Origin of the sequence: Brevundimonas sp. (assembly GCF_019636155.1) — a bacterium.
Classification (GTDB): domain Bacteria; phylum Pseudomonadota; class Alphaproteobacteria; order Caulobacterales; family Caulobacteraceae; genus Brevundimonas.
In genome coordinates this window covers 128,267-142,021 of record NZ_JAHBYB010000006.1, presented here as the reverse complement: position 1 = coordinate 142,021, position 13,755 = coordinate 128,267, and the positions used below count along the sequence as shown (strand labels likewise).

Genomic DNA, 13,755 nt, shown 5'->3' with positions numbered 1-13,755 from the left:
GGTGATCAGCTCAGCCCGGATCGTAGTTCAGGATGGGCGCCAGCCAGCGCTCGGCGGTGGCGACATCCCAGCCCTTGCGCGCGGCGTAGTCGGCGACCTGATCGCGGTCGATCTTGCCGACGCCGAAATAGTGGCTGCCCGGATGGCCGAAATACAGGCCCGAGACTGACGCCGGGGGCGTCATGGCGAAACTGTCGGTCAAGACCATGCCCGCGTTTGACCCGGCGTCCAGCAGGCGGAACAGGGTGGCCTTTTCGGTATGGTCCGGCTGGGCCGGATAGCCGGGGGCGGGGCGGATGCCCTGATACTTCTCTTCGATCAGGTCCTGCACGCTGGTCGCCTCGTCGGGGACATAGCCCCACAGCTGGGTGCGGACCTCCTTGTGCAGCCGCTCGGCGAAGGCTTCGGCCAGGCGGTCCGCCAGGGCCGTGGACAGGATGGCGGAATAGTCGTCGCCCGCCGCCTTGAACGCCGCCGCCCGCTCCAGTTCGCCATGGCCGGCGGTGACGGCGAAGGCGCCCAGATAGTCGTCCCCGTCTTCGGCCACGAAGTCCGACAGGCACAGGTTCGGCTTGCCGTTCGACTTGGCGATCTGCTGGCGCAGGCCGTGGAAGCGGGCCAGTTCCGTCGTGCGGTCTTCGTCGGACCAGACGACGATGTCGTCGCCGCGCGCATTGGCGGGCCAGAAGCCGACCACGCCGCGCGCGGTGAACCATTTCTCGGCCACGATCCGAGTCAGCATGGCTTGGGCGTCGCGGAACAGGTCGCGGGCCGCCTGGCCGACGATTTCATCTTCCAGGATCAGGGGATAGCGGCCGATCAGCTCCCAGCTGGCGAAGAAGGGGGTCCAGTCGATGTGGTCGGCCAGGTCCTGCAAATCCCAACCGTCATAGGCGCGCACGCCCAGGAAGGACGGGGCAGGGGCGGGCGCCTGGTCCGCCGGGGGCCGCCAGCGGTTGTCGCGCGCCTGCTGGATCGCGGCGCGGGCCTTCACCTCCTGGCCGCGCGAGTACTGTTCGCGGATGCGGACGTATTCCTCGCGCGTCGCCGCCTCGTTCTTCGCCCTGTCGGTGGGTGACAGCAGGCCCGAGACCACGCCGACCGCGCGGCTGGCGTCGATGACATAGGTGGTCGATCCGGACTTGTAGCCCGGCTCGATCTTGACCGCCGTATGGGTGCGGCTGGTCGTGGCGCCGCCGATCAGCAGGGGAATGTCGAAGCCGCGCCGCTCCATCTCGCGCGCCACGAACACCATTTCGTCAAGCGACGGGGTGATCAGGCCCGACAGTCCAATGATGTCGCAATCATGCGCCTTGGCCTCGTCCAGAATGCGGTCGGCCGGAACCATGACGCCCAGGTCCACCACCTCGTAATTGTTACATTGCAGCACGACGCCGACGATGTTCTTGCCGATGTCGTGGACGTCGCCCTTGACCGTGGCCATCAGGATCTTGCCGTTGGACCGGCGCGGCTGGCCCGCCTTCTCGGCCTCCATGAAGGGCTCCAGCCAGGCCACGGCCTGTTTCATCACCCGCGCCGACTTGACCACCTGGGGCAGGAACATCTTGCCCGAGCCGAACAGGTCGCCGACCACGTTCATCCCGTCCATCAGGGGGCCTTCGATGACGTGCAGCGGGCGTTCGGACGCCTGGCGCGCCTCTTCGGTGTCGGCGGTGATGTAGTCGGTGATCCCGTGCACCAGGGCGTGTTCGATCCGCTTGGCCACCGGGGCGTCGCGCCAGGCCAGGTCGATCACCTTGGCCGCGCCCTTTTCGCCCTTGTAGTCGGGCGCCATGTCCACCAGCCGCTCGGTGTTGGACACATTGGTCCGCTGGGGCCGGTTCAGGATGACGTCCTCGACCGCCTCCCTCAGCACCGGGTCGATGTCGTCATAGACCGGCAGATCGCCCGCATTGACGATGCCCATGTCCATGCCCGCCGCGATGGCGTGGTACAGGAAGACGCTGTGGATCGCCCGGCGCACCGGCTCGTTGCCGCGGAACGAGAACGACACGTTCGACACCCCGCCCGACACATGGGCGTGGGGCAGGGTGCGGCGGATTTCGCGCGTCGCCTCGATGAAGTCGACGGCGTAGTTGTCGTGTTCCTCGATCCCCGTCGCCACGGCGAAGATGTTGGGATCGAAGATGATGTCCTCGGGCGGAAAGCCGACCTCGTCCACCAGGATGCGATAGGCGCGGGTGCAGATCTCGATCTTGCGGGCCTTGGTGTCGGCCTGGCCCACCTCGTCGAAGGCCATGACCACCACGGCGGCGCCATAACGCAGGCACTGGATGGCGTGATGGCGGAAGGCGGCCTCGCCCTCCTTCAGGCTGATCGAATTGACGATCGGCTTGCCCTGGACGCATTTCAGACCCGCCTCGATCACCTCCCATTTGGAGCTGTCGATCATCACCGGCACACGGGCGATGTCCGGTTCGGCCGCGATCAGGTTCAGGAAGGTGGTCATGGCCTGGGCGCCGTCCAGCAGCCCCTCGTCCATGTTGACGTCCAGCACCTGGGCCCCCGCCTCGACCTGCTGGCGCGCGACCGACAGGGCCTCGGGGTAGTTCCCCTCGACGATCAGCTTCCTGAATTTGGCCGAGCCGGTGACATTGGTCCGCTCGCCGACATTGATGAAGGTGGGGCGCATCAGGCGTAGGCGACCCAGCCGAACCAGTTCAGGGCGTGATAGACGTTCTGCACATCCGTGAACCCGGCCTCGGCCAGCAGGGCGGCGTCGCGTTCGGCCGTGGCCATGGTGGCGCTGCCGCGCTGGCTGGCGCGGGCGTTGACCAGGGTGTCGGGATCGACACCGCTGGCCACCGCATAGGCGACATAGCGGTCGACGTTGCGGTCGAAGTCGGGGCTGCCCTTGTCGTCACAGCGGTCCACCAGGATGAAGGCCGCGCCGGGCTTCAGCCGCCGGCGGATGTCCTTCAGCAGCTGCAGCTTGGACCCGTCGTCCGGGATCAGCCCCAGCACCAGGATCAGGGTGGCGCCGTCGAACGGCCCGTCCGGCGCCGCCTCGACCCCGCCTTCGATCAGATCGACGCGCGGATTGACCTCGTCGCCTAGAACCACGCGCGCCAGGTCCAGCATCTTCGCCGCCGGATCGACCCCGGTGAACCGCCAGCCCGGCTGGGCCGTCGCAAAGGCCAGCGTGTCCAGACCGCCCCCGGCCCCGACGACCAGGATATGGCTGTCCGCCGGCGCCCGTTCCGCCAGCAGAATCCCCGCCAGCTGCAGCAGGCCCGAATGGCCGGGCACGAAGGCGGGCGGCCCCTTCTGCACATAGTTGGCGACGAAGGCCGGATCGTCGAAGTTGAAATGCGACTTGGTCATGCCACCGCCTCGAACGGTTCCAGGCCCGACAGGCGCAGGGCCGGCGGGCGCTCGGGGATCACGCGCGGGGCCACGCCTGCGACTTCCTCGGCGATGTGGCGGATGTGGTCCGGCGTGGTGCCGCAACAGCCGCCGACGATGTTGACCAGGCCCGACCTGGCCCATTCCTCCAGGAAGTGCGCCGTCTCGTGCGGCTGTTCGTCATACTGGCCCATGGCGTTGGGCAGGCCGGCGTTCGGATAGGCGCTGACCAGCGTATCGGCCACGCGGGCCAGGTCGGCGACGTGCGGCCGCATCAGTTCGGCCCCCAGGGCGCAGTTGAAGCCGACGGCGAACGGCCGGGCGTGGCGCACGCTGTTCCAGAAGGCCTCGGCCGTCTGGCCGCTCAGGGTCCGGCCCGAACGGTCGGTGATGGTGCCGCTGATCCACAGGGGCAGGGGCTCGTACCCCTCGTCCTCCAGGTCCTTGATCGCCTTGATCGCCGCCTTGCAGTTCAGGGTGTCGAAGACGGTCTCGATCAGGAACAGGTCCACCCCGCCCCTGTGCAGAGCGCGGGCCTGTTGGCTGTAGGCGGCATAGACCTCGTCATAGCTGACGGCGCGATAGCCGGGGTCGTTGACGTCCGGGCTGATGGACAGGGTGCGGTTGGTCGGGCCGATGGCGCCGGCGACAAAGCGCGGCTTGTGCGGCTCCTTGGCCGTCCAGCGGTCGGCGACCTCGCGCGCGATGCGGGCGCCTTCATAGTTCAGATCATCCACCGCGCCTTCCAGCCCATAGTCGGCCTGGGCGATGGTGGTGGCCGAGAAGGTGTTGGTCTCGCTGATGTCGGCCCCGGCGGCGTAATAGGTGTCGTGCAGTTCCGCCACGATGTCGGGCCGGGTCAGGATCAGCAGGTCGTTGTTGCCCTTCTGGGGATGGCTGTGGTCGGCGAAGCGTTCGCCGCGGAAATCCTCTTCGGACAGTTCGCGGCGCTGGATCATCACGCCCCAGGCGCCGTCCAGCACCAGGATGCGGTCTTTGGCGGCGGCGTGCAGGGCCGCGATGCGTTCGGTGCGGGTCATGGCTTCAGGCCGCCTTCTGCTCGCGCACACCCAGCACCCGACAGATGGCGTAGACCAGATCGGCGCGGTTCAGGGTGTAGAAGTGGAAGTCGCTGAACCCTTCCTCCTGCAACCGGGCGCAGGTCTCGGCCGCGACCGAGGCGGCCAGCAGGCGCCGCGTGTCCGGGTCGTCGTCCAGCCCGTCGAAATGGGCCGCCAGCCAGTCGGGAATGGACGCCCCGCAGGCGCCGCACATCCGCTTCAGCCCGTTGAAGTTGGACACCGGCATGACGCCGGGGATCAGGGGAATGGTCACCCCCGCCGCCCGCACCCGGTCACGGAACCGCAGGAAGGCGTCGATGTCGAAGAAGAACTGGCTGACCGCCCGCGTCGCCCCGGCGTCCACCTTGGCCTTCAGCACGGCGATGTCGTGGTCGATGGACGGGCTTTCGGGATGACCCTCGGGATAGGCGCCGACCGTGACCTCGAACCCGCCCACGCGCCCGATGGCGGCGGTCAGTTCGGTGGCGTTGGCGTAGCCGTCGGCGCGGGGGACGTAGGCGCCGCCGATGCCGTTCCCGCCCGGCGGATCGCCGCGCAGGGCCACGATGTGATCCACGCCGATGGCCTTGTAGCCGGCGATGACCTCATCCACCTCGTCCCGGCTGGCCTCGACGCAGGTCAGGTGGGCGGCGGGGCGCAGGGAGGTCTCGGAAATGATCCGCTGGACCGTGCGATGGGTCCGCTCGCGCGTCGACCCCCCGGCGCCATAGGTGACCGAGACGAAGGCGGGGTTCAGCGGCTCCAGCCGCCGGATCGCCTTCCACAGATTGGCCTCGGCCTCGTCCGACTTGGGGGGAAAGAACTCGAACGAGACGCTCACGGGATCGCGGTTCGACCCCGCGCGGGCGACGGGGCCCAGCGGCGACAGCAACAGGGCGCGGGCCTGGGCGAGCGAAGAGGCCATCAGGCGGACTTCCGCACGGCCTGGGCCGGCCGCTGGGCGGTCCAGATGATGACGGTCAGGCCGTCCTTGTCGGGGGGCAGGGCGATGGGGGCGCTGGGTTTCAGCCCGGCGTCGTTCAGCCAGCGGCGAATCTCGGCGTCGGCGAAACCCAGGCGGCGATGCTGGTGCTCGTCGCGCAGCCGCTCGATGTCATGAGGGGCGAAATCGACGATCAGCAGCCGCCCGCCCGGCATGACCAGACGCGCCGCCTCGCCCACCGCCGCCGCCGGATCGGCCAGGTAATGCAGCACCTGATGCACCAGAACCAGATCGGCGCTTTCGGCCGGCAGGCGTGTCGAGAAGATGTCGCCATGGCGCAGTTCGACCCGCTCCAGACCCGCGCGGGCGACGTTGGACCGGGCGATGTTCAGCATGTTGTGGCTGAGATCCAGCCCCACCGACATCCGCGCCTTCTTGCCCAGCAGGGTCAGCATCCGGCCCGAGCCGGTGCCCAGGTCCACCACCCGCTCGAACGGACCGGGCCCGGCCGCGCGCTCGATGGCGGCCTCCACAGCCGTCTCGGCGACATAGAGGCTGCGGATGCGGTCCCACTGGGGCGCGACCTGTTCGAAATAGGCGGCGGCGGCGGTCTCCCGCTCCTTGCGCACATCGTCCAGGCGGCGGTGATCGGCGTCGGTCTCGCCGTCCGCCAGCAGGTCCAGAACCGTGTCGATCAGACGATGCGCCACCGGGTCGGACGTCAGCCGATAGAAGACCCGCGCCCCGTCGGGAAACCGCTCCACCAGGCCGGCGTCGCTCATCAGCTTCAGATGGCGCGACACGCGCGGCTGGCTCTGGTCCAGCACCCGCGACAGTTCCATGACCGACAGCTCCTCGCCCGCCAGCAGCGACAGCACCCGCAGCCGGGTCGGTTCGCCGGCGGCGCGCAGGGCCTCGACAGTCTGGTCTGCGGTCAGGGACATGGGATCATATAAAGATATCCTTATATGATTATGCAAGGAGAATTCGCTTGTGGGGACGCATCCGCGAAGGATCGGGGCCGATGGGCCGTTGAACGCCTTGGGGCTTCAAAGGAGACTTCCCATGCGCCTGTCCATTTCCCTGCGCGCCGCGACCTCGGCGATCGCCCTGATCGCCTGTGCGGCGCCGGCCTTCGCCGCGGTCCAGGATCGGCCGCCGCGCATGCGGCCCAACGCCGACGGCTCGATGATGGCGCCGCCCGCGCCCATGACCGTGGATCGCATGCTGGAGCGCAGTCTGGAGCAGTTCGACCGGCTAGACGCCAATCATGACGGCGTGCTGACCCAGGCCGAGATTCAGGCCGGGTCGGGCGACCGCGGTCCGCGCGGCGGTCCGGGCGGTCGCATGCTTCAGGGCGCCGACGCGGACGGCGACGGCCAGGTCACCCGCGCCGAGGTCGAGGCGGCCGTCCGCGCCCGATTCGACCGGATGGACGCCAACCATGACGGCGTCATCACCCGGGACGAAATGCCCCAGCGCCCGCCCATGGGCGGCTGAGGGCCTTCAGGGGACGGGCGTCGCCAGCGGGCGCCCGTTCAGCCCGGCGTCCAGGTTCTGCAGCAGCAGCATCAGCATGGCCTGAACCGCCTGGGTCGTGGCCCCGGCCGTGTGCGGCGTCAGCACCACGTTCGGCAGGTCCGCCCAGCGGGCAGGATCGGTCGGTTCCGGCTCGAATACGTCCAGGGCCGCCCCGCCCAGGCGGCCGGCGGCCAGGGCCTCGACCAGGGCCTCCTCGTTCACCAGCTGCCCGCGCGCGACATTGACCAGCAGGCCGTCCGGCCCCAGGGCGTCGATCACCTCGCGCGAGATCAGGCCCCGATTGTCGTCGTCGGCCCGACAGGCCACCACCAGGATGTCGCTGTCCCGCGCCAGGTCCAGCAGGGAGGCGGCCATGGGCCAGGCGGCGTCCTTGGCGCGCGGCCCCCACCAGGCCGCCCGCATCCGCAGGGCCTCGCACCGCCGCGCCACCGCCTCGCCGATGGCCCCCAGGCCGACGACGCCGACGCGCTGGTCCTTCAGGCTGGGGGTTATGGTCTTGGACTCGCTGGTCCAGCCGCCGGCCCGCACCTGCCGGTCGCCGGCTGTGATCTGCCGCCGCGCGGCCAGGATCAGGGCCAGGGCGTGATCGGCCACGTCCTCATGATTGACTCCCGGCGCATGGCTGACGACCAGCCCCCGCGCGCGGCACCAGTCGACGTCGATCTGCTCATAGCCCGCGGTGAAACAGGCGATATGCACCAGGTTCGGCAGCCGTTCGATCAGCGCCTTGTCCAGCGGGAACTCGCCCGCCACCACCAGGGCGCGGATATCGTCCTGGGCCTCGACCGGCGGCCCTTCCCAGAAGCGATAGACGACATACTGGCTCTCCAGAAAGGCCGTCAGCGGCGCCAGGTGCCGCTGCATGATCAGGATCGCGGGGCGGTCGGTCATGGGCGGACTTCCACAATGGTGTCGCCGGCGGTCAGGGACGCGATCAGCCTTGGCCATGCCTCATGTCCAAGGCCGACGATGACGGCGACGAGCCCGATGGACAGGTGCTCATCCAGCAGGAATTTCAAGCCGCCGCGACCGTAATGATCGAATGGTCCAGCGCCTGGGCGGCATAGGCCAGGGCGGCCCTCAGGTCGTCGCGCTCCAACTCGTCATAGTCCGCCAGGATTTCCGCTTCGGTCATTCCGGCGGCCAGCCAGCCGAGGATGTCGTGAACGGCGATGCGCAACCCCCGGATACAGGGCCGTCCGCTGCGCTTGCCGTCTTCGAGGGTGATGCGGGACAGAAGATCGTTCATGCCCCGCATCCTACATCATCGCCCGAACTTCTGGAACTTGATCCGGTGCGGGATCAGGGCGTCCGTGCCAAGGCGGCGCTTCTTGTCTTCCTCATAGGCCTCGAAGTTTCCTTCGAACCATTCGACGTGGCTGTCGCCCTCGAAGGCCAGGATGTGGGTGGCCAGACGGTCCAGGAACCAGCGGTCGTGGCTGATGACCACGGCGCAACCGGCGAATTCCTCCAGCGCCTCTTCCAGGTTCTGCAGGGTCTCGATGTCCAGGTCGTTGGTCGGTTCGTCCAGCAGGATCAGATTGCCGCCGGTGGCCAGGGTCTTGGCCAGGTGGACGCGGTTGCGCTCGCCCCCCGACAGCAGGCCGACCTTCTTCTGCTGGTCCACGCCCTTGAAGTTGAAGCTGCCGACATAGGCGCGGGTGTTGATCTCGCGCTTGCCGACCATCATCACGTCGGTGCCGCCCGAGATGACCTGCCAGATGGTCTTGTCGGCCTCCAGGTCGTCGCGCGACTGGTCGACATAGGCCAGCTTGACCGTCTCGCCGACCTTGATGGTTCCCGCGTCGGGCGTTTCCTGGCCGGTGATCATGCGGAACAGGGTCGACTTGCCGGCGCCGTTGGGGCCGATGACGCCGACGATGCCGTTGGGCGGCAGCTTGAACGACAGGTCCTTGAACAAGAGCTTGTCGCCATAGGACTTCTCCAGCCCCTCGACCTCCAGCACCACATTGCCCAGGCGCGGGCCGGGCGGGATCTGGATGTGGGCCTGGGTCTGGGCGCCGCGGGCGTTCTCCTGCTCCGTCACCATCTTCTCATAGGCGGCCAGACGCGCCTTGGACTTGGCCTGGCGGGCCTTGGCGCCCGAACGGACCCATTCCAGTTCGCGGGTCAGGGCGCGCTGGCGAGCCTCGGACTCGGACTGCTCCTGAACCACGCGCTTCTGCTTGGCTTCCAGCCAGCTGGAATAGTTGCCCTCGTGCGGGTGGCCCTTGCCGCGGTCCAGCTCCAGCGTCCACTTGGTCACCTGGTCCAGGAAATAGCGATCGTGGGTTACCAGGATGACGCAGCCGGGGAAGGCCTCCAGGTGGTGCTGCAGCCAGGCCACCGACTCGGCGTCCAGGTGGTTGGTCGGTTCGTCCATCAGCAGCATGTCGGGCTTGGACAGCAGCAGGCGGGCCAGGGCCACGCGGCGTTTCTCACCGCCCGACAGGTTCTCGACCGACCAGTCGTCCGGCGGACAGCGCAGGGCGTCCATGGCCATTTCGATGCGGCTGTCGATGTCCCAGACGTCGCCAGCGTCGATCTTCTCCTGGAGGGCGGTCATCTCCTCCATCAGCTCGTCGGTGTAGTTCTCGCCCAGTTCGGCGGCCACGGCGTTGAAGCGGTTGACCCACTGCTTCTCCTCGCACCAGGCCTCGACGTTCTCGCGCACGTTCAGGGCGGGATCCAGTTGCGGCTCCTGCTCCAGATAGCCGCGCTTGACGCCGTCGGCGGCGCGGGCCTCACCGCTGAACTCGGTGTCCAGCCCGGCCATGATCTTCAGCAGGGTCGACTTGCCCGAGCCGTTGACGCCCACGACGCCGATCTTGGCGTCGTTGTAGAAGCTGAGCCAGATGTTCTCGAAGACCTTCTTGCCACCGGGATAGGCCTTGGTCAGGCCCTGCATCTGGAAAATATATTGCTGCGCCATGGGGTGCGGTGCGCCCTGTCTCTGTCCGAACGTGGGGGAGTGTGGCGCGGGATGTAGCCGCCGCGCCGCGTCAGGGCAAATGACTAGCCGCAGGGCAGGGCGGTTTGATGGCGCGTCAGGCGTAGTTGAAGCTGATCGAGATCCGCTCTGACTTCGCCCCATTCACCGGCACCTCGTGCCGCAGCCAGCTTTCCCACATCAGCACCGTCCCGGCGCGGGGCGCCAGATAGACAAAGGGCTGCTCGGCCTCGGGCGCGTCGGCGTGGACGCCCGGGCGGGCCATCATCATGGCCAGGCGCGGGTCTTCCAGTTTCAGGGCCGAGGCGCCGTCGGGAACCTCGACATAGACGGTGCCAGACAGGAAGGCGTGGGGGTGGATGTGGCCGGTGTGGCCGCCGCCGGGCTTGAGGATGTTGACCCACAGATTGTCCAGCCGCGGCTTGCGCGCCAGGTCGAAATTCAGGGCGCGGGCATAGGCCAGGGCGTGCCGGTCCAGATGCCGTTTCAACTCGGCGAACTCGGGCAGGCGCTGGGGCAGGTCGGTCAGGGAGCCATAGGAGGTGTAGCCGCGATAGCCGTGCGCCCGGCACCAGGCGCGCCCGGCCCCATCCTCGACCGCCAGCATGCGGCAGGCCTCGGCCATGCCGGCGTTGAAGTCGCCGAAGCCGGGCGCATCGGCGAGGCTGGCCTCATAGACCTGGGTGACGAAGAGGGGGCGCAGGGACATTGAATCGAGATAGCCCTTCTCCCCTTGCGGGAGAAGGCTGACGGATGAGGGATCGCACGGACAGGGCCGGCTCGACCTCTTCATCCGACCTCGCCCGGAAGAGCCGTCCCAAAATCCTCACCCCTCAGGAGGGAGGGAGCCACCCCACATTCCGACCTTCGACCTCACACACTCCTCCCTCTCCCATGGGGAGAGGGCTTGAACGCCCAAGAGCCCGTCAGGGCGATTGGACTTGCGTGAAAGGGTGAGGGGTTTCGCTCTCACCGGGCGGGCGCCGTAACCCCTCACCCTTTCGGCTATGCGCATCGCTACGCTCTGCGAGCCTCAAGCCCTCTCCCAACGGGAGAGGGGTCAGGACCGCCAACTGCGCGCGCCAAGGAACCTAGCCCCCTGACCCCGCTCACAAATCCCCATCGCTAGCCCCATCCCGCACGCCTTGGTTCGCCCCGGCCCTATACTCCCCCGGTCCCGTCGCATGGGGAGGCCGCGAGGCCAGCGACTTCGCGGCGGCGGGAGCGGAGGAAGCGGGGCTGTGCGTGTCACTCACACACACGGGCCTGCGGTCGTCGGATCGGACAGTCATTGGCGACGGGTCCGGCGACCGAGGGAGGGCCGAGGGGGTTACTCTGGCCGTTCCGGGAGGGGTTCGTTGGACCTCCCCGCCCGCCGCGGGCCACCGGGAGTAGCCGAAAAGATCGGCGCCCGCCCCGAGCTCGTGGAAACCCTCCGTGCGGAGCGTCAGACCTCTCGCCGAACACGGCACTCATACATCCCAGCCGGGCGAAGGCCCGACGCTCCGCCGCCTTCCCGAACTTCGCAAGCATCCGCTGGCGAAGACGCCGCCAATTCCGCCCTCAAGCCGCGAGCCGCCGCGCGGCGAGCATAGGGCAGGCCATTGCCCTCAAGCCGCGAGCGACCGCGTCGCGAGCATAGGGCAACCAACAAGCCTTCTCCCCTTGTGGGAGAAGGACTCAGCAAGGAAAAAGAGATCAATTCTTTTTACGAATCAATGGCCCAGACCATTGAGCCATTCCCGCCCAGAAAATGTCAGAGCACGTCAAACCACCGCTCAAACCACCTCCGTGAGACTGCTCGCACCGGAGTGGTGTGAGCCCCGAAAACGTAGCAAATTTCTGCGCTGCGTCCAACGGGTCGCGGTCGATCCGCTGGCCTGGAGGCGTCATTACGATTTCCTTATGCCAGCGGCGACGATCCGTATCGCGCGCTAACGCGGCTCGATGATCAAACCCAGCCTTGAACTAAGGCTGGAGGTGTCGGCATGGCCGATCTGATCTTTCTGGCGTTGGGCGGCGGGGCGTTTGTCGCCTTCGCCGTTCTCGCTGCTGCCCTGAAGCGGGTGTGACGATGCTGGTCGCCATACTCTGGGGCGTCGGCGCGGTCGTCGTCGCCGTCTACATGGTCGCGGCGCTGCTGCGCCCCGAGCGGTTCTGAAGGAGCCGCTGTCATGAACATTCAAGGATGGGCGGAGATCGCCCTGACGATCGGACTGGCCGCCCTGATCGGCTGGCCCATTGGCCTCTACATGTCGCGCGTCTGGAACGGCGAGCGCACCTGGCTCGATCCGGTGATGAAGCCGGTCGAAGGCCTGTTCTACCGCGCCGCCGGGGTGAACCCAGCGCATAGCCAGGGCTGGCTCGGCTATGCCGGGGCCTTGCTGGCGTTTAACGCGGCAGGCTTCCTGTTCCTCTACGCTATCCTCCGGATGCAGGGCGGCTTGCCGATGAACCCGCAGGGGTTCGAGGGCCTGTCGCCGCATCTGGCCTTCAACACCGCCGTCAGCTTCGTCACCAACACCAATTGGCAGTCGTATGGCGGCGAAACGACGATGTCGACGCTGACCCAGATGACCGGCCTGACGGTCCAGAACTTCCTTTCGGCCGCGACCGGCGCGACCCTTGCCGCCGCCTTGGCGCGGGCGTTCGTCGCCAGTCGCGGCGAGGGCGTCGGCAATTTCTGGGCCGACATGACCCGCACCACCCTGTGGGTGCTGCTGCCTCTGTCCATCGTTGTGGCCCTTACCTTGGTAGGCCTGGGCGTAACCCAGACCCTGGCGGCCTCGGCCACTGCCACGGGGCTCGAAGGCGGGTCCCAGACCCTGTCCCTGTTCCCGACCGCCAGCCAGCTGGCCATCAAGCAACTGGGCATCAACGGCGGCGGCGTCTTCAACGTCAACTCGGCGCACCCGTTCGAGAACCCCACGCCGCTGACCAATTTGATCACCGCCATCTCGATCAACGTGCTCGGCTGGGCGGCCTTCTTCGCCTTCGGCCGAAGCGTTCTTGCGAGGAAGGACGTGCGGGCGCTCGCCGTCGCGGCCCTCGTCCTGCTCAGCCTTTCAGGCGCGGCCATGTATGCCATCGAGTCCCAGCCGGCGCCGGCGCTAGTCGCGGCCGGGGTCGATGCCTCGGCCAACATGGAAGGCAAGGAGGTCCGCTTCGGGGTCCCGGCCTCGGTCGCCTGGGCGGTGCAAACCACTGGCGCCTCCAACGGCTCGGTCAACTCCATGCACGCCAGCTACATGCCGCTGGGCGGCGCGGTGCAGATGTTTCTGATGCAGCTGGGCGAAATCCTGCCCGGCGGCATCGGCTCGGGCATCGCCATCATGGTCGTCATGGCTGTGCTGTCGGTGTTCGTCGCCGGCCTGATGGTCGGGCGGACCCCGGAGTATTTGGGCAAGAAGATCGAGGCGCGGGAAATCCAGTTCGCCATGATCGCGGTGCTGGTGCTGCCGCTCGCGGTGCTCGGCTTCACCGCCATCGCCGCGGTCCTGCCGACGGCCTTGGCCGGGCTGCTGAACGATGGTCCGCACGGTCTGTCCGAGATGCTCTACGCCTACACCTCAGCGGCCGGGAATAACGGCTCGGCCTTCGCCGGCCTGACCGCCAACGCACCGTGGTGGAACACGACCCTGGGCATCGCCATGCTGATGGGCCGTTTCGTTCCCGCCGTCGTGGTGCTCGCCATCGCGGGCAGCCTGGTCGTCAAGCCCAAGCTGGCGCCGAGCACCGGCACCCTGCCGACCCACGGGCCGCTGTTCATCGGCCTGGTGATAGGCGTCATCCTCATCCTCGGCGGGTTGCAGTTCTTCCCCGCCCTCGCCCTTGGCCCCCTCGTCGAGCACTTCCAGGTGCTGGGCGTGGTGGCCGGGCTTTGATCCGGACCC

13 protein-coding genes are annotated in these 13,755 nt (G+C 67.9%); 3 read left to right on the top strand and 10 right to left on the bottom strand.

All coding sequences use genetic code 11. The annotated features are described in order from the left end of the window. Positions 1 to 10 precede the first annotated feature (10 nt). Genes metH through KF910_RS08775 form a run of 5 tightly spaced genes read right to left on the bottom strand, consistent with a single transcriptional unit; the run spans position 11 to position 6,314 of the window. A complete protein-coding gene (metH, locus tag KF910_RS08795) occupies positions 11 to 2,653 on the bottom strand; it encodes a methionine synthase (protein WP_292260727.1) in 2,643 nt (880 codons plus the stop codon). Next, positions 2,653 to 3,345 (bottom strand): class I SAM-dependent methyltransferase, encoded by a 693-nt coding sequence (locus KF910_RS08790; RefSeq protein ID WP_292260724.1) that lies wholly within the window; start codon positions 3,343 to 3,345, stop codon positions 2,653 to 2,655. The genes metH and KF910_RS08790 overlap by 1 nt, the downstream gene beginning before the upstream one ends. Then, complete coding sequence (locus KF910_RS08785; protein WP_292260721.1) at positions 3,342 to 4,406, bottom strand: homocysteine S-methyltransferase family protein; 1,065 nt, start codon at positions 4,404 to 4,406, stop codon at positions 3,342 to 3,344. Before KF910_RS08785 ends, KF910_RS08790 begins: the two co-directional genes overlap by 4 nt. Positions 4,407 to 4,410: 4 nt before the next feature. Then, positions 4,411 to 5,352 carry a methylenetetrahydrofolate reductase [NAD(P)H] gene (gene metF / locus KF910_RS08780; RefSeq protein ID WP_292260718.1) on the bottom strand — a complete coding sequence of 314 codons (942 nt, stop codon included), beginning with the start codon at positions 5,350 to 5,352 and terminating at the stop codon, positions 4,411 to 4,413. Further along, positions 5,352 to 6,314 carry an ArsR/SmtB family transcription factor gene (locus KF910_RS08775; protein WP_292260715.1) on the bottom strand — a complete coding sequence of 321 codons (963 nt, stop codon included), beginning with the start codon at positions 6,312 to 6,314 and terminating at the stop codon, positions 5,352 to 5,354. Before KF910_RS08775 ends, metF begins: the two co-directional genes overlap by 1 nt. Positions 6,315 to 6,435: 121 nt before the next feature. Here KF910_RS08775 and KF910_RS08770 point away from each other — a divergent pair, with 121 nt between their 5' ends. After that, positions 6,436 to 6,870, top strand: coding sequence for an EF-hand domain-containing protein (locus KF910_RS08770; protein WP_292260712.1), 435 nt, complete (start codon positions 6,436 to 6,438; stop codon positions 6,868 to 6,870). Positions 6,871 to 6,876: 6 nt separating this feature from the next. Here KF910_RS08770 and KF910_RS08765 read toward each other — a convergent pair whose 3' ends face one another. The 5 genes from KF910_RS08765 to KF910_RS08745 all read right to left on the bottom strand — a co-directional run bounded on the left by KF910_RS08765 (position 6,877) and on the right by KF910_RS08745 (position 10,571). Beyond that, positions 6,877 to 7,803, bottom strand: coding sequence for a 2-hydroxyacid dehydrogenase (locus KF910_RS08765; RefSeq protein ID WP_292260710.1), 927 nt, complete (start codon positions 7,801 to 7,803; stop codon positions 6,877 to 6,879). After that, on the bottom strand, positions 7,800 to 7,931 hold the full coding sequence (locus KF910_RS08760) for a hypothetical protein (RefSeq protein WP_292260708.1): 132 nt from the start codon (positions 7,929 to 7,931) through the stop codon (positions 7,800 to 7,802). Before KF910_RS08760 ends, KF910_RS08765 begins: the two co-directional genes overlap by 4 nt. Beyond that, complete coding sequence (locus tag KF910_RS08755) at positions 7,928 to 8,161, bottom strand: DUF433 domain-containing protein (protein WP_292260705.1); 234 nt, start codon at positions 8,159 to 8,161, stop codon at positions 7,928 to 7,930. Before KF910_RS08755 ends, KF910_RS08760 begins: the two co-directional genes overlap by 4 nt. A 15-nt stretch (positions 8,162 to 8,176) precedes the next feature. Continuing rightward, positions 8,177 to 9,844 (bottom strand): energy-dependent translational throttle protein EttA, encoded by a 1,668-nt coding sequence (ettA, locus tag KF910_RS08750; protein WP_292260702.1) that lies wholly within the window; start codon positions 9,842 to 9,844, stop codon positions 8,177 to 8,179. A 115-nt stretch (positions 9,845 to 9,959) separates the two neighbouring features. Then, positions 9,960 to 10,571 (bottom strand): TIGR02466 family protein, encoded by a 612-nt coding sequence (locus KF910_RS08745; RefSeq protein WP_292260700.1) that lies wholly within the window; start codon positions 10,569 to 10,571, stop codon positions 9,960 to 9,962. A gap of 1,365 nt (positions 10,572 to 11,936) precedes the next feature. Between KF910_RS08745 and KF910_RS08740 the strand changes: the two genes are divergently transcribed. Both KF910_RS08740 and kdpA read left to right on the top strand, forming a co-directional pair. After that, positions 11,937 to 12,023 carry a potassium-transporting ATPase subunit F gene (locus KF910_RS08740; RefSeq protein WP_332640023.1) on the top strand — a complete coding sequence of 29 codons (87 nt, stop codon included), beginning with the start codon at positions 11,937 to 11,939 and terminating at the stop codon, positions 12,021 to 12,023. Positions 12,024 to 12,036: 13 nt separating this feature from the next. Next, positions 12,037 to 13,746 carry a potassium-transporting ATPase subunit KdpA gene (gene kdpA, locus KF910_RS08735; protein ID WP_292260693.1) on the top strand — a complete coding sequence of 570 codons (1,710 nt, stop codon included), beginning with the start codon at positions 12,037 to 12,039 and terminating at the stop codon, positions 13,744 to 13,746. Positions 13,747 to 13,755: the final 9 nt, after the last annotated feature.